We start from the raw sequence: 21136 nt of genomic DNA on the forward strand, positions 1-21136 counted from the left end.
GGTCAGGAGATGTCGCGCCGGCGCATCAGCAGGGTGCCGACCACGCCGGTGACCACCGCGTATCCGATGAGCACGGCGGCGCCCGCCCAGCGCGGCGGGTTGCCCGGGATGTCCGCCCCGGTGACCATCAGCGACGAGGCCAGCGACGGCACCAGCAGTTGCAGGTTGTTGATCCAGTCGCCCCAGCGGTTGGCCAGGACGGCGATCACCACTGCCGCACCGATCGAGCCGCCCAGGTAGAGCAGGATGCCGGTCACTGTCGCGCCGATCTGGCTGCGGATCAGCACGCCGATGCCGACGCCGAACACGGCCCACAGCAGGTACGCGAGCAGGTTCAACCCGATCGCCCGCCAGGCTGCGTCGTTGCCGAGTTGCGAGTCCAACCCCACCGCGCTCAGCACCGCCGAGCCGGCGATCAGGTTGAGCACGGTGGTGACCAGCCAGAACAGCAGCGCCAGCACACCCGCCGCGACCAGCTTGGCGGCCATCACCGCGGTGCGGTGCGGCGCGGTGAGGAACGTGGTGGTGACCGTCTGGTGGAAGAACTCGCTGGTCACCACGATGATGCCGAGCAGCATGATGATCAGCAGGCCGAAGAACTGCCCGGAGGTGAACAGGTTCGACGCGATCGCGTCCGGGGTGGCCGCGGCCTCGAACTGGGCGGACTGGTCGCCCACGTCCGCGGGGTTGGTGCTGGTCAGCGCGTCGGTCTGCAACCAGTTGAAGAGCAGCGTGAGCGCCCACAGCGGCAGGCTGATCAGCGCGAACACCCACCAGGTGTTGGTGGTACGGATCTTGAGCAACTCGGATCGGACGAGGTTCATCGGATACCCGCCTTTCCGGCCGTCAGCTCCAGGAAGACCCGTTCCAGGTCGGGTCGTTCGGTGGTCAGTTCGTGCAGCTCCACGCCCGCGGCCAGGGCGGCCCGACCGATCGTGGGGGCGTCCACCCCGGAGACCAGCAGGACGCCGTGCTCGTCGGTCGTGACGGTGGCCGACTGCGCCTTCAGCGCGGTGGTCAGCGCCTCGGCCTGCGGGGTGCGGACCCGCACCTGGGCGCCCTGGGCCATCGACCCGAGCACCTGATCGACCGGCCCCTGCCGGACGAGCTGCCCGGCCGCGATGATCACCACGTCGTCGGCGAGCAGCTGCATCTCCGACAGCAGGTGGCTGGAGACCAGCACCGTACGACCCTCGTGGGCCAGGTTCTTGAGGAACCCGCGCATCCACCTGATGCCCTCCGGGTCCAGCCCGTTGGCCGGCTCGTCGAGGATCATCACCCGGGGGTCACCGAGCATCGCGGCGGCGATACCGAGCCGCTGCTTCATGCCGAGCGAGTAGCCCTTGAACTTGCGCTTCGCCGCCGGGGTCAACCCGACCAGCTCCAGCGCCTCGTCGGCCCGCGACCGGGGTAGACCGGCCGCCGCGCAGATCACCCGCAGGTGGTTGATGCCGGTGCGGCCCTTGTGCGCGCTGGACGCCTCCAGGATCGCCCCGACGTGCCGCAGCGGGTCGGTGAGGTCGGCGTAGCGGTGACCGCTGATGGTGGCCGTACCCGCGGTCGGGGTGACCAGGTTCAGCAGCATGCGCAGCGTGGTGGTCTTACCGGCGCCGTTCGGGCCGAGGAAGCCGGTCACCCGCCCCGGTGCCACGGTGAAGGACAGGTTGTTCACCGCCCGCACGTTTTTGTACTGCTTCGTCAGACCGGACACCACGATCTGACCGTCGCTGGTGGGGCTTCGCTGCCCGTCAGTCATCATTCTCCTCCCGTGTGGCGTCGAGGTACGCCGTGGCACAGCGTGACGGTACCGAGCAACAAGGTCAATCAGGCCCGGTCCCTACGGCGTGGTCCCCCTTGGGGCGGAGGCGTGTCCTCCCTGCGGACGACCGCGGGGCCTCAGCGGGCGATCCAGGTGGCCCGGGCCGCGCCCAGCAGCGCGCCGTCGGGGCCGTACAGGCTGGTGTGCACCAGCGCCTTGCGGCCGTCGACACCGATCAACGCGCCGGTCACCACGCACTCGTCGCCCGGCGCCGGCCGGGCGGTGACCACCGCGGCGATCCGCCCGAGCAGGTACGGGCGGCCGGACGCGAGCACCGTCCAGCCGCCGGGGCAGTCCAGCGCGGCCCAGACCGTGGCGTCGCCTACCTGCTCGGGTGCGCGAAACGGCGCGGCGGTCCGGCCGTCCGGCAACCGGCCGGGAAAGATCCGCAACCCGTCGTCGCGGCGCGGACCACAGACGAAACACTCGGGGTACGGATGCTCGACGAACCCGGGGTAGCGGGTGGAAGCCTCCACCGCCGTCTCCCGGTCGACCGGCGGCACGACGGCGTCCACGACGCCGGCGGGGCGGACCTCGGCCACCAGTTCGCCGGCCGGATCCCGGACCTCGCCGTCGACCAGGCTCAGCGCCGTCTCCAGCGGCGGTGGCCGACGCAGCGTCACCTCCACCGGTCCGGGGCCACCCTCGGCCGCGAAGAGGCCGGCGCTCCAGCCGCCGTTGCCGGAGCCGGTGGGCCCGTTGTACCGGGACTCGATGCGCATGGGTGACCTCCGTGGGGCGTGGGGCGGCGCCGTCGCCGGCCCGTCGGGCAGCCTCGCACGGGCCCGGTCGGAGGCATCCGCCGGCCGGCGTTCATCCGGTCGACACCAGTGGTGCGCGCCGATGGCAACCCGGGGCATTTACACAGATCCCATGGCCGTTCTGCATGTCGCTGGCGCATCCCTGACGACCAGCGGATACACCCTGCTGATCGCCGACGACCCCACCCAGGTCGCGGCCGCGCAACGCCTGCGCCACGAGGTGTTCGCCACCGAGTTGGGCGCCACCCTCGCACCCGGCGGCGCCGGGTTGGACGTGGACCCCTTCGACGCCCACTGCGATCACCTCATCGTCCGCGAGGACAGCACCGGGCAGGTGGTCGGCACGTACCGGCTGCTGCCGCCGGGGCGTACCGACCGGCGGTACGCCGAGAGCGAATTCGACCTCGGGGCGCTCGATCCACTGCGCGACGACCTCGTCGAGACGGGTCGGTCCTGCGTGCACCCGGACCACCGATCGGGCGCGGTGATCAACCTGATGTGGGCGGGGCTCACCCGCTACCTGCACCTGCGCGGCTCGCGCTGGCTCGGCGGCTGCGCCTCGGTGCCGGTCGACGACGGCGGTCGCACGGTCGCCGGGGTGTGGGCCCAGGCCCAGGCCCGGCACCTGTCGCCGCCGCCGCTGCGGGTGCGCCCGCTGCGCCCGTGGTTCGCCGAGCCGGCCGCCGTCGCGGCCGCCACGGCCGCCGACCCGGCCGCTCGCGTGGCGGTGCCGCCGCTGCTGCGCGGTTACCTGCGGCTCGGCGCGTGGATCTGCGGCGAGCCCGCGTACGACCCGGACTTCGGGTGCGCGGACTTCTACGTGCTCTTCTCCCTGGACCGGATGAACCCGCGCTACCTGCGGCACTTCCTGGGCGGGGACCACCGGTGACCGCCGGAGCGCGGGACCTGTGGCGGCCCTTCTCGGGCTGCGACGACGACTGCCTGCCGGCGGCCGGCGAGGTGCCCACGGTGCCGGTGGTCCGCCGGATGCTCCGGTTGGTCGCGGCGAGCGGGATGCTGCTGGCCGGGGTGGGAGTGGCGGTGCTGCTGCCGGTGCTCCCGGCGCGCGAGCGGCAGGCGGTGCTGCGCGGCTGGGCCCGCGGCACCGTTCGCGCGTTCGGCGTCCGGTTGGTGATCAAGGGCCGGCTGCCCCGGCGGCGCGCGCTGCTGGTCGCCAACCACGTCTCGTGGCTGGACATCCTCGCCGTCCTGGCGGTCGCGCCCACCCGCATGGTGGCGAAGCGGGAGATCCGGTCCTGGCCGGTGGTCGGGCTGCTCGCCGCGGCGGCGGGCACTGTCTTCGTGGACCGGTCCCGGCCGCGGGCCCTGCCGGCCACCGTGCGCCGGCTGGCCGACACGCTGCGCGCCGGCCGGTCGGTAGCGGTGTTTCCCGAGGGTACGACCTGGTGTGCCGGGGACGGCGCGGACGGGTGCCGCCCCGACGGCGGGTTCCGGCCGGCGATGTTCCAGGCCGCCATCGACGCGGGCAGTCCGGTGGTGCCGCTGCGGCTCGGGTACCGGTGCGACGCCACCGGAGCGGTCACGACGGCCGCCGCCTTCCTCGGCGCGGACACCCTGCTGCGCTCGGTCGCACGGGTGGTCGCGGCGCGGGATCTGGTGGTCTCGGTGACGATCGCAAGTGCGCTGCACCCGGCCGGCGACGCCGACCGGCGGTTGCTGGCCCGGGCCGCCGAGTCTGCCGTACACCTGGTGCCGGTTGTCCCGACGCGGACCCGGCTGCGGCCGGTCCCCACCATGACCCCGGCGGGTTCCGTGCCGCAGGTGCCTGCCGGCCGGGACCTCGACCTGGCGGCCTGAGAGCAGGACTCACCACTTGAGCACGCGCCGATCCCGGCGCCGGAGTAGGTCGGATCGCCCTTTGCTCTGCTTCAACCCACGCAACACTTGCGGCCCGCCTGTGTTGCGTGGGTTGAAGCAGAGCAAAGGAGGCGCTCGGAGCGCCCTTTCCCTCGTCGTTAAAAGGCCGGGGCTGGTGGCTGACGCCGTGGGCAGGGTCGCGGTGACGATTCGCGACAGTCTTGTGTGTCGCGATGTATCGCGTTACGGTTTCCTCGTCGGCGCGCGTGGGCGCGTCGTCGAGGGGAGGACGTCATGGCCGGATGGACGGTCGGCAGCCCGCAGCGGCTCACCGTGGACGGCCCGGTCACCCGGCTGGACGTCCGCCTGATCAGTGGACGACTCAACGTGGTCGCCACCGACGGCCCGACCCGGATCGACGTCACCCAGGTCGGCCGCCGACCCGTCCTGATCGACCACTCCGACGGCCGGCTCAGCATCCGACAGGAACGCGGGCACGGCTGGTCGGAGGTCCTGCGGTGGTTCCAGATGATCCACCGCTATCCGCGGGTGGACGTCTCCGTCGCCGTGCCCGCCGATGTCCTCGCCGACCTGGACCTGGTCTCCGGGTCGCTTGTCGCCTCCGGCCTGCGCCGGCAGACCACGGCCCACGTCGTCTCCGGCCAGATCACCCTGATGGGCCTGCGCGGTACCACCTCCGCGAAGATCACCTCCGGGCCGGTGGAGGCGCTCGGCGTCCGCGGTGACCTCACCCTGGAGACCGTCTCCGGGGAGGTGATCCTCGCCGACAGCGCCGCCGACCGGGTGCGGGCGCAGACCGTCTCCGGCGCGATCACCTGCGACCTGGACAACCCCCGGCGCAGCGAGATCCAGCTCACCACCATCTCGGGCAGCATCACCGTCCGGGTCCGCGAGGACAGCGACCTCGCCGTCCGGCTGAACACCGCCTCCGGCCGGATCACCAGCGGCTTCCCGCAGGTGCGCAACTCGCGATTCCCGCTGCCGAGCAGCGAGGGAGTGCTCGGCGCCGGCGAAGGTAAGCTCTGGGCCTCCGCGACGTCGGGAAGCATCTCGCTCCTCGCCCGACCGGTGGCCGCCGACGAGGAGGAGTTGCCGTGACCGCCGTGTTCAGCCACGGGCGGCTCCGGCTCTATCTGCTCAAGCTCCTCGACGACGGCCCCAAGCACGGCTACGAGCTGATCCGTCTCCTGGAGGACCGGTTCCTCGGGCTGTACGCGCCGAGCGCCGGCACCATCTATCCCCGGCTGCAACGGCTGGAGGCCGAGGGGCTGGTGAGCCACACCGCCGCCGGAGGGCGCAAGACGTACTCCATCACCGACGCCGGCCTCGCCGAGCTGCGCCAGCGCGCCGGTGAGCTGGCCGCGTTGGAAGCGGACATCGCGGCCTCGGTGGCGGACCTCTCCACCCTGGCCAGCGAGATCCGCAGCGAGGTGCGCGGCTCGACGCGCGACCTCAAGCGGGAGCTGAGCGAGGCCACCCGGCAGACCCGGCGTACGCGGTGGGAGCCGCCCGCGTCGTCCTACCGGCCCCCGCCGGCCGACGCGCCACGCGATGCCCTGCTCGACGAGTTCGACAAGCGGCTGGCCTCGTTCACCGCCGAGGTGAGCCATCTGGCACGGGCGCGGCAGTTCAGCGACACTCAACTGCGCACGGCGATCCGGCTGCTCGACGGCGCCCTGGACGGGCTGCGCCGGCTGCTGCGCTGACGCCTGCCCGGCCGCCCGGCGACTCACAGGGTTTTTCCAGCGAGCGTCCAGCGCCGGTGCAGTGAGGTCACCGATGATTGGGCCCATGCCCGCTACCCAGACCGAGGCGCGACTCCTCGTCGTCGAGGACGACCCCAACATCCTCGAACTGCTCTCCGCGAGCCTGCGGTTCGCGGGCTTCGACGTGGCCACCGCGACCAGCGGCAGCGCGGCCCTCAACGCCGCCAAGGACCACCGGCCCGACCTGGTCGTGCTCGACGTCATGCTGCCGGACCTGGACGGCTTCGAGGTCATCCGGATGCTGCGCGAGGGCGGCACGCGGACCCCGGTGGTGTTCCTGACCGCCCGGGACGCCACCGACGACAAGATCCGCGGGCTCACCCTGGGCGGCGACGACTACGTCACCAAGCCGTTCAGCCTGGAGGAGTTGACCGCCCGGATCCGCGCCGTGCTGCGCCGCACCACCACCGGCGAGCAGGCCCCGTCCCGGCTCACCTTCGCCGACCTGGAGCTGGACGAGGAGACCCACGAGGTGCACCGGGCCGGGCAGCGGGTGCAGCTCTCGCCGACCGAGTTCAAGCTGCTGCGCTACCTCATGCTCAACGCCAACCGGGTGCTGTCCAAGGCGCAGATCCTCGACCACGTCTGGAACTACGACTTCCGTGGTGACGACAACATCGTCGAGTCCTACATCTCCTACCTGCGGCGCAAGGTCGACACCACCCAGCCCCGGCTGATCCACACCCTGCGCGGCGTGGGGTACGTGCTCCGCAAGCCGGCGGCGTGAACCCGATCCAGCAGGCGAAGGGACGGGTACGCAGCGTCCCGCTGCGGGTGAAGCTTGTCGCCTCGGTGCTCGCGCTGGTCTCCGGTGCCCTGGTGGTGATCAGCGTCTCGACCGCGTACTTCCTGCACAGCTACCTGGTCGGTCAGATCGACCTCGAACTGCGCGACTCGGCGGGCCGCATCCAGTCGATCATGCCCTCCTCGAACGTCGTCACACTGCCGAGCGACTACGTGGTCGTGCTGACCAACCCGACCACCGGCCAGGTGAAGGGCTTCGCGTACGACACGTCCCGCTTCCGGACGGAGGACCTACCGCCGTGGCCGAGTGACGCGGCCGGGTTCGCGGCGGAGGAGAAGGCCCAGGACGGCAAGCCACGCACCGTCCGCGCGCGGGACAGCTCGGTGCGCTGGCGGATGTTCTACATCGAGCGGCCCGACGGCCAGATGGCCGCGATCGGTGAGCACCTGACCGACGTCGACCAGGCCGTCAAGCGGCTGGCCTGGATCGACCTGCTGGTCGGCGGCGCGGTGCTGATCATGTTGGCGTCGGTCGGCGCGGCGATCGTCCGGACCAGCCTCAAACCGCTGGTGGAGATCGAACGCACCGCCGCCGCGATCGCCGGCGGTGATCTGACCCGCCGGGTGCCCGACCCGGAGCAGGGCCAGGAGCACCCCACCTCCGAGCTGGGCCGGCTGTCGCGGGCGCTGAACGCGATGCTCACCCAGATCGAGGCGGCGTTCACCGCCAGAGCCGCCTCGGAGATGTCGGCGCGCTCGGCGGAGAGCTCCGCCCGGGACGCGGCGGCGGCCGCCCAGGCGTCCGAGGCGCGGGCCCGGCGCTCCGAGGAGCGGATGCGCCAGTTCGTCGCGGACGCCTCGCACGAGCTGCGGACCCCACTGACCACCATCCGTGGCTTCGCCGAGCTGTACCGCCAGGGCGCGGCCCGCGCGCCGGAGCAGACCGCCGGGCTGCTGCGCCGCATCGAGGACGAGGCCGCCCGGATGGGACTGCTGGTGGAGGACCTGCTGCTGCTCGCCCGGCTGGACCAGGAACGGCCGCTCTCGCTGGCCCCGGTGGAGCTGCCGGTGCTCGCGTCCGACGCCGTGCAGGCCGCCCGGGCCATGGCCCCGGACCGGCGGATCGAGCTGGAGATCGAGCCCGATTCGGGACCACTTGTCGTGTTCGCCGACGACGCGCGGCTGCGGCAGATCATCGGCAACCTGGTGACCAACGCCCTGACCCACACCCCGCCGGAAGCCGACGTCAGAGTGCGCCTGCGTGCCGAGGCGGGCAACCTCGCTGTCGTGGAGGTCATCGACAACGGCCCCGGTCTCTCCCGGGAACAGTCCGAGCGGGTCTTCGAGCGGTTCTACCGTGCCGACGTGGCCCGGACCCGACGGGCCGACGGCAACACCGGCACCGGCCTCGGCCTGGCCATCGTGGCGGCGCTGGTCGCCGCCCACCACGGCTCGGTCGAGGTGCTCGAGACGCCCGGTGGCGGAGCCACCTTCCGGGTCCGGCTGCCGCAGGTGCCCAGGGGCGACGACCTGGGCGAGTGACTTTCAGCCAACTTCCAGGACGGTTGCAGGTTGATTGCAGTGCCGGGGGAGAAGGTAGTCCCATGACCGAGTTCGAGTCCGACCCGCAGCGCCGGCCGGCCCCCATCGACGCCGAGCCGTCGCACCCCACCGCCGAGCTGCCGCGCGACGAGCGCGCGCAGTCCGACTCTCCGACCACCCCCGTTCCGGTCGTCTCGACCGACGGGGACACCGCGCCCACCGTCGCCACTCCGGCCGTGCCCGCCGCAACCGACGGACCGACCGGGTCCGACCTCCACGCCGGGCAGCCGACCGGGTACGAGCCGCCGACCGTGGGGCAGCCGACCGGGTACGAGCCGCCGACCGTGAGCCAGCCCACCGGGTACGAGCCGTCGACCGTCGCCGGTGGATCCGCGCCGCCGTACCCGGTCTCCGGCCACCCGGCGCCCGGCCACTCCGGCCAGCCTGGCTACCCGGCCCAGCCCGGCTACTCGGGTTACCCGCAGCCGGCCGCCGGCCAGTACCCGGGCGCCGGCTGGCACGCGGGCCAGCAGTCCGGCTGGGCCGGCGGGGGCCAGCCGGGCGCGGCCTACCCCCAGCACGCCCAGCACCAGCAGCACCACCCGGGGCAGCCCGTGCCGCCGTGGGGCCCGCAGGCCACGCCGCCCGGCTCCGGGCCCCGGCCGGGCCGGATCGCCAAGTTCGCCGGCGCCGGCGTCGCGGTGTTCGCCCTGATGCTCGGCTCCGGCGTCGCCGGTGGGGCGCTCGCGCTCGCCCTCGACGGCGACAACGGCGGCGTCACCCGCACCTACTCCGCGGCCCCCGTGCTCAACAGCGCCGACCTGCCGAAGATCGCCGCGTCCGTACAGGACAGCGTCGTCTCCATCGCCACCGACAGCGGCGAGGGCTCCGGCGTGGTCCTGAGCGCCGACGGCTACGTGCTCACCAACAACCACGTGGTCGCCTCCGCCAGCGGGGACACCGTGCAGGTCGTCTTCGCCGACGGCAGGAACGTCCAGGCGAAGATCGTCGGCACCGACCCGAAGACCGACCTGGCAGTGGTCAAGGCCAACGGGGTGAGCGACCTCAAGCCGGCCACGTTCGGCGACAGCGACGCCATGCAGGTCGGCGACCAGGTGCTCGCCCTGGGCAGCCCGCTCGGCCTCCAGGGCTCGGTGACGGCGGGCATCCTCAGCGCCCGGGACCGCACCATCCGGGCCGGCGAGGGCCAGCAGCAGGACCCGAACCAGCAGAGCCAGGCCGTCAGCTCGATCTCCGGGCTGCTGCAGACCGACGCGCCGATCAACCCCGGCAACTCCGGTGGCGCGCTGGTCAACACCCGGGGTGAGGTGATCGGCGTCAACACTGCGATCGCCACCTCCGGGCAGAGCACCGGCAACATCGGCGTCGGCTTCGCCATCCCCAGCAACAAGGCCAAGGACGTCGCCGGCAAGCTCCAGCGCGGCGAGAAGGTCAGCCACCCGTCGCTCGGGGTCGGCGTCAACCAGGCCGAGGGTGGCGGCGCGCTGGTCGCCTCGGTCACCGCGGGCAGCGCCGCCGAGAAGGCCGGCCTCCAGCGCGGCGACGTGGTCACCCGCTTCGGCGACAAGGTGATCAACGACTCCGACGACCTGGTCGGCGCGGTGCAGGCCGGCAAGGTCGGCGACCGGGTCGAGGTGCACTTCAAGCGCAACGGCGCCGAGAAGACCGCCACCGTGACGCTCGCCGAGACGTCCTGACCGACAACTGAACCTGCCTCCTCCCTCCGGCGGCGGGTGGCGGGGCCGAGGGGGTCGGCTCCGTCACCCGCCGCTCTTTTTCCGCCCGGACGGCGGTTCACCCTCACGGGGTGAACCGCCGTCACCCGTACGAGCGGCACGGTCGGCAGGCGAGCCGGCGAGCGTACGGGGGTGGACCGTGAGCGGGTCTGATGTCGACGACGAGCGGATCCAGCGCGAGGTCCTGGCCGAGCTGGCCTGGGATCCGCAGCTGCTACCGAACGAGATCGGGGTGGCCGTCGACCAGGGGGTGGTCACGCTTACCGGGTTCGTGGACGGCGCGGCCCGTGCGTGGGCCGCGACCCGCTGCGCCCAACGGGTGCGGGGCGTACGCGTGGTGGCCGACCAGATCGAGGTACGGCTGCCGGGGACACCGGGGCGTACCGACGGCGATATCGCCCTCGCCGCGGCCCGAGCCCTGGAGTGGGACAGTTTCGTGCCCGCCGAACGGTTGGACGTCACAGTGGCCAACGGCTGGTTGATGCTGCGCGGTGAGGTCGAGTTCGGGTGGCAGCGCCGGGCCGCCGAGGGGGAGCTGCGCCGGCTGGACGGCGTACGGGGAATCACCAACCTGGTCGAGGTGCGGCCGTCGGCACCACCTGCCGGCGAGCGGCTGCGGCAGGACGTCCGGCGTGCCCTGGCGCGCACGCTCGGCGCGGAGCGGGTGACGGTGGAGGTGGACGGGGACACGCTGGTCCTCGCCGGGGTGGTCCGCTCCTGGTGGGAACGGGACCAGGTGGAGCGGGTGGCGTGGTCGGCGCCGGGCGTACGAGTCGTACACGACCAACTCCTGGTCGGCGGGTAAGCGTCCGTCTTGTCCGGTTTACCGGAGGCCGGGTGGGGAAACCGCCGCGGACCATGCCGACCGACGGCGATACCCGATCGGGGATCAACGGGGAGGACTCGTGGCCGTGAACCACCCGCCCGCCGACCGCTCGCCGGAGCGGTCGTTGCGCATCGCGATGGTGGTCCCGCCATGGCTGTCCGTGCCGCCGCCCGGCTACGGCGGCCTGGAGCAGGTGGTGGCCTGCCTGGTGGACGCGTTGAGCGCCCACGGGCACGCGGTGACGCTGTTCGGTGCCGGCGAGCAGCACGGCACCGCCGCCAGCGGGTTCGTCTCCACCATCGCCCAGGTCCAGTACGAGCGGCTCGGCGAGTCGCTGCCGGAGCTCGCGCACCTGGCCCGGGTGAAGAGCATGATCACGCCGGCCGACTTCGACGTGATCCACGACCACACCACGATCGGGCCGCTCGTGGCCGGCCGCCGGTCCGTGCCGACGGTGGCGACGGTGCACGGCAACCCGGTGGGGGAGTACGGCGACGTGCTCGGCGACGCCGACGAGAACGTCGCCCTGGTGGCCATCTCGCACGCCCAACGCCGACTCAACACGGGCCTGCCCTGGGCCGGCACCGTGCACAACGCGCTGGACCTGCGCGGTTTTCCGCGCAAGACCGTGCCCGGCCCCGGACCGGTGCTGTGGCTGGCCCGGTTCAGCCCGGACAAGGGCCCGGACATCGCCATCCGCGCCTGCCGGGAGGCCGGCCTGCCGCTGCTGCTGGCCGGCAAGTGCAACGAGCCGGCCGAACGGCGCTACTACGAGCAGGTCGTCGCGCCGCTGCTCGACGAGGACGTGTCGGTGGTGCTCAACGCCGACCGCGCCGAGACCCTGCGGATGCTCGTCGACGCCCGTTGCCTGATCATGCCGATCCAGTGGGAGGAGCCGTTCGGCATGGTGATGCTGGAGGCGATGGCGACCGGTACGCCGGTGGTGGCGCTCGACCGGGGCGCGGTGCCCGAACTGGTCCGGCCCGGACTCACCGGGCTGGTCTGCGGGCAGCCCGACGAGCTGCCCGCCGCTCTGCTGGCCGCCCGGGAGCTGGACCCGCAGGACTGCGTGGCGCACGTCGCCGAGAACTTCTCGGTCGAGCGGATGGCGTACGGCTACGAGGACGTCTACCGGCGCTTCGCCCTCGGGCGGCCCGCCGTCCGGGACACGGCCCCCGTCGCCGTTCGCTGACGGTGCCGCCCCGGGTCAGACCCGTGCCGCTCCCAGCTCGGCGATGGCGGCGTCCAGCCGCTGTGCGTACGCCGGGCTGATCGCCCCCTCGCCGAGCCGGACCGTGACCTTCTCGCGCAGCCGGGCCACCGGTCGGGCCAGTTCGTCCCGGTCGGACCCGGCGGCGGCCAGCAGGTTGCGCAGCTCGTTGCGCAGGTCGAGGCCGACATCGCCGCGGATCTCCCCGTCGCGCAGGCCGGCGTCGATCAAACCGTCGACACGGTTGGCGGCCTCCACGAGGGTGCCCGGCTCGCCCGTGGGCGCGCGGGTGGCCGGTGGCGACGACGGTGCCGGGGTCGACCGGGACGGCTCGGTGGCCGGCGGGTCGGTCGGCGGACCGCTCGGCGGGTCGGTAGGCGCGGGCGTCACCGGGCCGGCCGACGGCTGGGCCCGGCGATCCGGCTGCTGGTCGGGCAGCAGTGCCGCACCGGCCAGCGCCACACCGACGGCCAGCACCACCGGGATCAGGACCAGCAGCGCCAGCTGCCGGCGGGACCGGCCGGGCCCCGCGCCGGCCGGCGTCGGCACGTCGTCCACCTGCGGCGTCGGCACGTCGTTTACCTGCGGTTTCGTCGCGTCGCCCGCGTGCGCCATCCCGACGCTCGTCGGCAGGGCCAGGGTGGGCACCCTGATCGTGGCGGTCGGTGGGTCGGGCGGCAGGACGTGGCCGCGCAGCGCGGTGGCGAGCTGCCGGGCCGTCGGCCGGTCCGCCGGCTCCCGCGAGAGGCTCCGCAGGCAGATCCGGGCCACCGGCGCGGGCAGGTCCGGCACGTTGGCCAGGGTCGGCGGCGGGCCGTCGGCCAGTGCGGCGCTGAGCTGCTCCCAGGTGTCCGCCGGGTACGGCACGTGGCCGGTCAACGCCTCGTACAGCAGAACGCCGAGCGAGTAGACGTCGGTGGCCGGCTGGGCGGGTGCGCCGTCGAGCCGTTCCGGGGCCACGTACGCCGGGGTGCCGAAGGTGCCGCCGTCCTCGTCCTCGTCCGGTGCGCCGATCCGGGTGGCGATGCCGAAGTCGAGGACCTTCACCCCCATCGCGGTCATCATGACGTTGGCCGGGGTGATGTCGCGGTGCACGATGCCGAGCCGGTGCGCGGCGGCCAGCGCGTCCGCGACCTGGGCGCCCACCTCGACCGCCTCCGGCCACGGCAGCGGGCCCTCGGTGAGCCGCAGCTCCAACTCCTCACCGCTGAGCAGCTCCATCACCACGAACGAGGTGATGGAGCCGTCCGGGTCGACCGTCTCGCCGTAGTCGTGGACCGACGTCACGTGCGGGTGCACCAGCTGGGCGGCCGCGCGCGCCTCCTCCCGCACCATGTCGCGGAACCGCGCGTCGGCGGCGAGCGAGGGCGCGAGCACCTTGAGCGCCACGACGCGGTCGAGCACCTCGTCCCGCGCGCGCCAGATCACCGACATGCCGCCGGCACCGATCTGGTCGATGAGTCGGTACCTGCGGGCCAGCAATCGGCCCGGATGCAGCGCTGCCTTCACGGATCGCACCTGCCCTCGGGGGTGGGAGCGGTATCAGGTTGCGCGAATGTGTCCTGCCTGTCAACGCCGATGCGCCGGATGGTCGACGGACGGTGGCCGGGTACGTCCACCGGCCGGCGGACGGCGGCCCACTGGTGGTCGGCGGGCGCGTGCCAGGATGGGGACATGGCGGGGGGACCGGTGGCGTTCGTTCTCGGTGGCGGCGGGGTGCTCGGCGCCGTCGAGGTGGGCATGTTGCGGGCCCTGTTCCGCGCCGGCATCCAACCCGACATGGTGCTCGGCACGTCGATCGGCGCGGTCAACGGCGCGCTGGTCGCCGCCGACCCGTCCGAGGCGGTGACCGACCGGCTGGTCCGCCTCTGGGCCTCACCCGAGGCCAGCGAGGTGTACGGCGACTCGGTCGCCCGGCAACTGCGCCGCTTCGCAGCCCGCACCCACCTGCACTCGCCCCGGCCGTTGCGCCGGCTGCTGGAATCCGAACTGGGCGTCGACACCACCTTCGCCGACCTGCGGGTGCCGTTCCGCTGCTGCGCCGCGCACATCGAGCGGGCCGCCGAGCACTGGTTCGACAGTGGTCCGGTGGTGCCGGCGGTGATGGCGTCGGCCTCGGTGCCGGGCCTGCTCCCGCCGATGGAGATCGACGGCGCGCACTACGTGGACGGCGGCATCGTCAACTCGATCCCGATCGGCGAGGCGGTGGCCGCGGGCGCCGGCCAGATCTTCGTCCTGCAGGTGGGCCGGATCGAACGGGAGCTGACGCCACCCCGGCGGCCGTGGGAGATCGCGCAGGTCGCGTTCGAGATTTCCCGCCGGCACCGCTTCTTCCGTGAGATGGCCGCGCTGCCCGAGGGGGTGGAGGTGCACGTCCTGCCGACCGGAGGGCTGAACCCACGCGACGACACACCGTGGGCGTACCGGGACATGGCGGCGGTGGGACGGCGGATCAGCCGGGCGTACACCGCGTCGCGCCGCTACCTCGCCACCAACGTGGAGCGTTGATGCCGCTGCCCCCGAGGTGGCTGCGGCGGCTGCTGATCGCCCCCGCCGTGGTGCTGCTCGCGATCGCCGTGGTGACCACGCTGCCGGTCTGGGCGCTGCTCGCGGCGGCCGCCTCGCCGCTGGTCCCGGGCCGGCTACGCCCCCTGCGCCTGCTCTGGATCGGCTGCGTCTACCTGGTGTGGGACGCTGCGGCGCTGCTCGCGCTGTTCGTCCTGTGGCTGGCGTCCGGGTTCGGCTGGCGCAGCCGGTCCCCGGCCTTCCAGCGCGCGCACTACGTGCTGGCCGGCTGGTTCCTGCGGGTGCTGTTCTGGCAGGCCCGCTGGTCGCTGCGACTGCACATCGACGTGGTCGGCACGGACCCGGACACGGCGCTGCCCGGCCGGCCCGAGCTGGTGCTCTGCCGGCACGCCGGGCCGGGCGACTCGTTCATCCTTATCCACGGTCTGGTCAACTGGTTCAACCGGGAGCCGCGGATCGTGCTCAAGGACAGCCTCCAGTGGGACCCGGCGATCGACGTGCTGCTCAACCGCCTGCCCAACCGGTTCATCGCGCCGACACCGGAGCGCGGCGAGGAGACGGTACGCCAGGTCGGGCACCTGGCCGCCGGCCTGGACGACAACGACGCCTTCGTGATCTTCCCGGAGGGCGGCAACTTCACGCCCAAGCGTCGACTGCGGGCCATCGCCCGGCTGCGGTCCCTCGGCCTGGAACGGATGGCGCAGCGCGCCGAACGGATGCGCCACGTGCTCGCCCCGCAGCCGGGCGGGGTGCTCGCCGCCCTGGACGCCGCCCCCGACGCCGGGGTCATCTTCGTCGCCCACACCGGACTCGACCGGATGAGCACAGTCGCCGACGTGTGGCGGGAACTGCCGATGGACAAGCGGATCGTGATGCGGTTCTGGTCGGTGCCCCCGGAGGAGGTGCCGACCGGCCGGCAGCAGCGCATCGACTGGCTCTTCGACTGGTGGGCGCAGATCGACACGTGGATCGCCGCCAACCGGTGAGCGCGAGGAGTGCAGCGCAGCGGAGCCCCGCAGTCGCGAACGAAAAGCGGGCTCCGGTGAGCGCGAGGAGTGCAGCGCAGCGGAGCCCCGCAGTCGCGAACGAAAAGCGGGCTCAGCACCTCGTCGCCGCGTAGGGTGCGCTCGTGGACCAGATCTGCGTGGTGACGACTGTGGTGGATGCGCGTTCGGTTGCGGACGTGCTGGCGGCCGCGGCCGTCGCCGGGCGGCTCGCCGCCTGTGCTCAGGTCGGCGGTCAGGTGGACAGCACCTACTGGTGGCGCTCCGGGGTGGAGACGAGCACCGAGTGGTCCGTGCAGTTCAAGACCGCGCCGGACCGGTTGGCCGCGCTGGTGGACCAGATCCGGGCCAGCCATCCGTACGAGGTCCCGGAGATCCTGGTGTCGCGGGTGGACAGTGGCGATCCCGGGTACGCGGCCTGGGTGCACGACCACACCCGACCCTAGGTACGCGCACTCTGGGCCGTCCGCCGCCGGTTTTCGATGATGACCGGGTGGACGACACCCGCTATCCCTGCCCCGCCTGCGGCGCCCCGGCCGACCTGAACGCCGGTTGCGCCGGTTGCCGCCGCCCGCCGGACCGAATCGCGGCCGAGGTGGTCCGACTGGGGCGGGAGGTGGATCGGCTCGGTCCGGAGGTGGAGCGGGCCCATCGGACGTACACCGAGTTGGCTGGTCGGTTGGCGGCCACCTCGCGGCGGCGGGCCGAGCTGGCGGCGGTCGTCCGCGCGGGGTTGGCGGCGGGAGCGCCGGTCGTCGGGCCGCCGCCGGTCATGTCGCCGCCGCCCCTTCGTGTGGTGGAGCACGCGCCGCCCGGCGCGGCGGAGACGTCGACCCGGACGGTCCAGGGGTTGCTGTTCGTCCTCGGTGGACTTCTGCTCGGCACCGCGGCCGTGGTCTTCACCGCGGTTGCGTGGGCGTCCGTGGGGGTCGGTGGCCGGGCGCTGATCCTGGCGGCGGTCACGGCGCTCGTCCTGGCCGGCCCGCTGCTGGCGGTCCGCCGGGGTTTGCGGGGCACGGCGGAAACGTTCGCCGCGGTGGGGCTGCTGCTGGTGCTGCTGGACGGGTACGCCGCCTGGTCGGTGGACCTGGGTCACGTGACCGGGTGGCCGGGCGCCAGGTACACCGCGCTGGTCGGGGGAGTCAGCGCGTTGGTCTTCGTGGCGTACGGCCGGTTGAGCGGGTTGACCGGGCCCTGGTTCGCGGGCCTCGCGGTCGCGCAACCGGTGCTGCCGTTGCTCGCGGCGCCGGCCGACCCCGGCGCGGGCGGCTGGGTGCTGGTGCTGCTCGGGGTGGCAGTGCTGAATCTGGCGGTGCTGGTCGCGCTGCGCGATGGGGACGGTGCGCGCCGGCTCGCCGGTCGGATATTCGCCGGGCTGGGTCACGTCGGCGCGCTGGTCGCCGCCGCCGCGTGTGCGTTGGTGCCGTTGGTGCTGGGGCGGTCGGCGGGGTCGCCGTTGCTGGCCGGCGTGCCGATGCTGCTGGTCGTGGTGACCGGGCTCGTCGCGGCGTTGCTGGTCGGCGGCACGGCGGCGCGGGCGGTGGCTGCCGGCCTGCTGATGCCGGTGCTCGCCGCCGCGGTGCTGCGCCCGGTGGGTGAGCTGCGGCCGTCGTTGCTGCTGCTCGCGGCGGCGATGGTCGCGCTCGTCCTGGCCGGGGCGGTACGGCTGTTGCCGACCGGCTGGCGTCCCGGGCCGCGCGCCGGCGCGCTGCTTGTCGCGGCCGGGGCGGCGCAGGTCGCCGTGGCGATCGCCGGTGTGTTGGCGGTGGCTGCCGCCGCCCGGTCGCTGCCGCCCTGGCACGGGGCCGGGTGGGGGCCGGATCTGAGCTGGGGTTGGCAGGTGGCGCCCGCCGTGGCGCTGGCGCTGGGGGCGGCCGCGTCGTTGCTGCCCCGCCGCGCGGGGGCGGGGCTGGCCACTGCCGGCGCGGTGGTGGTGCTGCTGGCCGTGCCCATCGGCTGGACGGCGTCGTGGGCGACTGTGGTGGCCGTGGACCTGGCCGGCGGGGTAGCTCTGGTGCTCGCCGTACTGGCCCGCCCGACGACCCGGGCGGCCACCCTGCTCGGCTGGGCGGCCGGGGGCGCCGTCCTGATCGGGCACGCGCTGCTGGTGGCCCTGGCCGATCCGCTCGGCGTCGTGGTGGTGCTGGGCATCGGCACCGTGCTCGGGGTGGCGCTGGCGGTGCGGACGGCCGACGGGCCGTACCGATGGGTGGCGGGCGTGGGCTTGCTGGCCGCGCACCTGGCGCTGCCCGCCATCGCCGCGGTGGCGCTCTTCGCGGCCGGCGTGCAGCCCTGGTGGCAGGCGCGGGCCGCGCTGCTCGCCGCCGGGCTGTCGCTGGTCGCGGCGCTCGCGGTGCGTCGCCACCGGGTCGACCTGATCGAGTACGCGGTGACGGGCGGCGCGGTCGGGGTGTTCGCGGCCGGGGTCTCGCCGCTGGTGGCGGCGGGGAACGAGCCCGTGACGCCGTACGCCGCGCTGGCGGCGCTGGGCGTCGCCCTCGTCGCCCGCTGGGGCCTGCCGGCGCTCGGCGACGAGCCGGACGGCCCCGCGCAGCGGACGGCGGTCGGGGGGCTGTCGGCCGTTGGGGGGCCGGTGGTGGACGCCGAAGGGCCGTCGGAATCGGAGGATCCGACGATCGGGGGGGCGTCAACCATCGGGGGGTCAGCGGCGGCCGGGGGGCCGTCGACGGTCGGGGGGCCGTCGGCGGCCGGGGGTCTGCTGAGGGCGTCGGGTGTCGTGCTGGCGGGGGTCGCGGTGCTGGCCGCGCTGCCGACGATCCTCAGCGCGCTGTTCATCCCGTACGGCGTCCCGGGGCCGGTCTGGTCCGGGGCGCCGACCGCGATCGCCGATCGGGGGCTGTTCCCCACCGGGCTGGCGCTTGTCGCGTTGGCGGTGGCCGCGGCGGTGGCCGGTCGGCGGGTGCGCCCACCGCTGCTGGCCGGCCTGCCGTTCGCCGCCGCCGCGCTGCCCGTGCTGCTCGTCGCGGTCGGTGTGCCGTGGCCGGTGCTGCCGGCCGCCACCCTGCTCGCCGGGGTGTCCGCGCTGCTGCTCGCCGCCCTGGTGGCGCCCCGCCCGGCGCTCGCGTCGATCGCCGTGCCCGTGGGGGCGGTGCTGGCCGTGGCCGGCGTGGCGGTGCTCCTGGCCACCCGGTCCGGCACGCTCGCGGCCGAGGGCACGCTGCTGGTGACGGCGGTGATCGTCGCCGTCGGGGCCCGGATGGCCGAGGCGCGTGTCGTCGGGAGCGTCGCGGCCGTGGGAGCGGCGTGTGCGCTGGCGGTGACCGCTCCGCTCGCCAACGGGCAGGGGTTGCGGGCGGCGGCGTACCCGCTGCTGGGGGTGGCCGTGCTGGCCCTCGCCGCCGCGGCCCTGGCCGGCCGGCAGCGGCGGGCACCGGTCGGGCGGGTGCTGGATGCCGCCGCGCAGGCGGTGGCGGGGGTGGCCGCGGCGCTCACCGTCGAGGTGGCGCAGCAGCTCGCGACCGTCTGCGTGCTGTGGGGAGCAGCCGTCGCGCTGCGGCTGCTGCGCCGGGGGGAGCCGGCCGGTCGACGGTGGCGGTTCGCCGCGATCGCCGCGGGCAGCGAGCTGATCGGGGCGTGGGTGCTGCTCGCCGCCGGCGGGGTGAGCGTGGTGGAGGCGTACACGTTGCCGGCGGCGGGGCTCGCCCTCGGCGCGGGCCTGCTGGCGTTGCGGACCCGGCCGGGGCTGACCAGTTGGCCGGCGCTCGGCCCGGGGCTGGTCGCGGCGCTGCTGCCGAGCCTGGTGTCGGTGCTGGCCGGGCCGGATCCGCAGCCGTGGCGACGGTTGCTGCTCGGGGCGGCGGCGCTGGTCGTGGTGCTGGCCGGCGCGAGCCGCCGCTGGCAGGCTCCCGTGCTGCTCGGCGGTGCGGTGCTGGCGGTCCTGGCGCTGCACGAGATCGCCCGTGGCTGGGACCTGCTGCCCCGGTGGATCTATTTGGGTGCCGGCGGGCTGGCGCTGATCGGGCTGGCCGCCAGCTACGAGCGGCGGCGTCGCGACCTGGCCCGACTGCGCGCCGCGGTGGCCCGGCTGGGCTGAATCGAGGCCGGGGGTAGGGCCCGCCCTACCCCCCATCCGGGGGTTGTCAGGGTTACTCACCGCAACCGATGCGGGGAGACTGACATTGACCCCGAACCAGCCTGGTTCGGGCGCAAGCGGAACAGGAGCAGTAATGGCGCTCGGAGCGGTGGCGGAACCGCCGGTACGACGGCGAGGTAGTGATTACGCACAGTTGTCCCGACGGATCAGTCAGGCCGGCCTGCTGGAGCGGCGACCTGCCTCGTACGTTGCCCGCCTCGTGCTCACCCTCGGCGCCTTCGTGGCCGGATGGGTCGCCGTGTTCCTGGTCGGCGACTCCTGGTGGCAGGTGGCGCTCGCGGCCGTGATGGCGGTGGCCACCACCCAGGTCGCGTTCCTCGGTCACGACGCCGGGCACCGCCAGATGTTCCGTCGACGCGGCCCGAGCGAGGTCGTCGGGCTGGTCGCCGGCAACGCGGCGGTGGGGATCAGCTACGGCTGGTGGGTCGACAAGCACAACCGGCACCACGCCAACCCGAACCACGAGGACGAGGACCCGGACGTCGGCGCGGGCGCGCTGGTGTGGACTCCCGAACAGGCCGTCCAGACCCGGGGCGCACACCGTTGGATGGCCAGCCGGCAGGCGTACCTCTTCTTCCCGCTGCTCTTTCTTGAGGGTCTGAGCCTGCACGTGGCGAGCATCCGGGCGATCATCGGCCGGGAGCAGAGTGGCCGGTACGCGACGCCGATGCGGCACCGCGCGGTCGAGGCGGGGCTCCTCGTCGCGCACACCGCCGGGTATGTGGCGCTGCTGCTGGCGGTCATGTCGCCGGGCAAGGCGTTGCTCTTCGCCGCCGTGCACCAGGGGCTGTGGGGCCTCTACATGGGCTGTGCGTTCGCGCCGAACCACAAGGGCATGCCGATGCCGACCGCCGAGGACGAGCTGGACTTCCTGCGCAAGCAGGTGCTGACCTCACGCAACGTGCGGGGCAGCCGGCTGGTCGACACCGCGCTGGGCGGCCTCAACTACCAGATCGAGCACCACCTGTTCCCGAACATGCCCCGGGCGAACCTGCGCCGGGCGCAGCCGATCGTCCGTGCCTACTGCGCCGAGCAGGGCATCCCGTACGCGGAGACCGGGCTGATCGAGTCGTACCGGCAGGCGCTCGGCCACCTGCACGAGGTGGGTCGGCCGCTGCGCGGCTGAACACGGCTGACGTGAGACCTACCGGCGGGGGGGGGAGAACAGATTGCGCCCCCCCCCCCGCATGGGGGGGTACAGGGGAGGGGGGGCGGAAGAGGCGCAGGA

At 73.8% G+C, this 21136-nt stretch carries 18 protein-coding genes; 14 read left to right on the forward strand and 4 right to left on the reverse strand.

All coding sequences use genetic code 11. From position 1 onward, the window contains the following. Positions 1–2 precede the first annotated feature (2 nt). From AB0B97_RS21680 to AB0B97_RS21690, 3 genes are all read right to left on the reverse strand, one after another. Positions 3–824 (reverse strand): ABC transporter permease, encoded by an 822-nt coding sequence (locus tag AB0B97_RS21680; protein WP_357495894.1) that lies wholly within the window; start codon positions 822–824, stop codon positions 3–5. Beyond that, on the reverse strand, positions 821–1756 hold the full coding sequence (locus tag AB0B97_RS21685; RefSeq protein WP_234590559.1) for an ABC transporter ATP-binding protein: 936 nt from the start codon (positions 1754–1756) through the stop codon (positions 821–823). Before AB0B97_RS21685 ends, AB0B97_RS21680 begins: the two co-directional genes overlap by 4 nt. A 140-nt stretch (positions 1757–1896) precedes the next feature. Continuing rightward, a complete protein-coding gene (locus AB0B97_RS21690; RefSeq protein WP_357495896.1) occupies positions 1897–2541 on the reverse strand; it encodes a hypothetical protein in 645 nt (214 codons plus the stop codon). A 151-nt stretch (positions 2542–2692) separates the two neighbouring features. Here AB0B97_RS21690 and AB0B97_RS21695 point away from each other — a divergent pair, with 151 nt between their 5' ends. The 9 genes from AB0B97_RS21695 (at position 2693) to AB0B97_RS21735 (ending at position 12246) form a co-directional block, all read left to right on the forward strand. Next, positions 2693–3469, forward strand: a complete 777-nt coding sequence (locus AB0B97_RS21695; protein WP_357495898.1) for a GNAT family N-acyltransferase — start codon at positions 2693–2695, stop codon at positions 3467–3469. Continuing rightward, the gene (locus tag AB0B97_RS21700; RefSeq protein ID WP_357495900.1) at positions 3466–4398 is read left to right on the forward strand and encodes a lysophospholipid acyltransferase family protein; all 933 of its coding nucleotides are present in this window, start codon (positions 3466–3468) and stop codon (positions 4396–4398) included. The genes AB0B97_RS21695 and AB0B97_RS21700 overlap by 4 nt, the downstream gene beginning before the upstream one ends. Before the next feature lie 294 nt (positions 4399–4692). Further along, entirely contained in the window at positions 4693–5517 is an 825-nt protein-coding gene (locus AB0B97_RS21705; protein ID WP_357495902.1) for a DUF4097 family beta strand repeat-containing protein, read from the forward strand. Then, on the forward strand, positions 5514–6125 hold the full coding sequence (locus tag AB0B97_RS21710) for a PadR family transcriptional regulator (protein ID WP_357495904.1): 612 nt from the start codon (positions 5514–5516) through the stop codon (positions 6123–6125). The genes AB0B97_RS21705 and AB0B97_RS21710 overlap by 4 nt, the downstream gene beginning before the upstream one ends. Positions 6126–6210: 85 nt before the next feature. Then, positions 6211–6912: a response regulator transcription factor gene (locus tag AB0B97_RS21715; RefSeq protein ID WP_030336721.1), complete on the forward strand. Its 702-nt coding sequence runs from the start codon at positions 6211–6213 to the stop codon at positions 6910–6912. Then, positions 6909–8471, forward strand: a complete 1563-nt coding sequence (locus AB0B97_RS21720; RefSeq protein WP_357495906.1) for a HAMP domain-containing sensor histidine kinase — start codon at positions 6909–6911, stop codon at positions 8469–8471. Before AB0B97_RS21715 ends, AB0B97_RS21720 begins: the two co-directional genes overlap by 4 nt. A 62-nt stretch (positions 8472–8533) precedes the next feature. After that, positions 8534–10189 (forward strand): trypsin-like peptidase domain-containing protein, encoded by a 1656-nt coding sequence (locus AB0B97_RS21725; RefSeq protein WP_357495908.1) that lies wholly within the window; start codon positions 8534–8536, stop codon positions 10187–10189. A 178-nt stretch (positions 10190–10367) separates the two neighbouring features. After that, entirely contained in the window at positions 10368–11033 is a 666-nt protein-coding gene (locus AB0B97_RS21730) for a BON domain-containing protein (protein ID WP_234590591.1), read from the forward strand. Between the two features lie 157 nt (positions 11034–11190). Next, complete coding sequence (locus AB0B97_RS21735) at positions 11191–12246, forward strand: glycosyltransferase family 4 protein (RefSeq protein ID WP_357496247.1); 1056 nt, start codon at positions 11191–11193, stop codon at positions 12244–12246. A gap of 15 nt (positions 12247–12261) precedes the next feature. On the opposite strand, the gene AB0B97_RS21740 is transcribed toward AB0B97_RS21735, so the two are convergent. Then, entirely contained in the window at positions 12262–13773 is a 1512-nt protein-coding gene (locus tag AB0B97_RS21740) for a protein kinase (RefSeq protein WP_357495911.1), read from the reverse strand. 165 nt (positions 13774–13938) lie between these two features. Here AB0B97_RS21740 and AB0B97_RS21745 point away from each other — a divergent pair, with 165 nt between their 5' ends. The 5 genes from AB0B97_RS21745 (at position 13939) to AB0B97_RS21765 (ending at position 21034) form a co-directional block, all read left to right on the forward strand. Continuing rightward, a complete protein-coding gene (locus tag AB0B97_RS21745; protein ID WP_357495913.1) occupies positions 13939–14772 on the forward strand; it encodes a patatin-like phospholipase family protein in 834 nt (277 codons plus the stop codon). After that, entirely contained in the window at positions 14772–15776 is a 1005-nt protein-coding gene (locus tag AB0B97_RS21750) for a 1-acyl-sn-glycerol-3-phosphate acyltransferase (protein WP_357495915.1), read from the forward strand. The genes AB0B97_RS21745 and AB0B97_RS21750 overlap by 1 nt, the downstream gene beginning before the upstream one ends. 143 nt (positions 15777–15919) lie before the next feature. Continuing rightward, the gene (gene cutA, locus AB0B97_RS21755; RefSeq protein ID WP_234590601.1) at positions 15920–16240 is read left to right on the forward strand and encodes a divalent-cation tolerance protein CutA; all 321 of its coding nucleotides are present in this window, start codon (positions 15920–15922) and stop codon (positions 16238–16240) included. Positions 16241–16287: 47 nt separating this feature from the next. Continuing rightward, complete coding sequence (locus AB0B97_RS21760) at positions 16288–19848, forward strand: hypothetical protein (RefSeq protein WP_357495918.1); 3561 nt, start codon at positions 16288–16290, stop codon at positions 19846–19848. A 133-nt stretch (positions 19849–19981) separates the two neighbouring features. Then, entirely contained in the window at positions 19982–21034 is a 1053-nt protein-coding gene (locus AB0B97_RS21765) for an acyl-CoA desaturase (protein ID WP_234586042.1), read from the forward strand. Positions 21035–21136 lie beyond the last annotated feature (102 nt).

The organism is Micromonospora sp. NPDC049004 (assembly GCF_040649315.1).
Taxonomy (GTDB): domain Bacteria; phylum Actinomycetota; class Actinomycetes; order Mycobacteriales; family Micromonosporaceae; genus Micromonospora.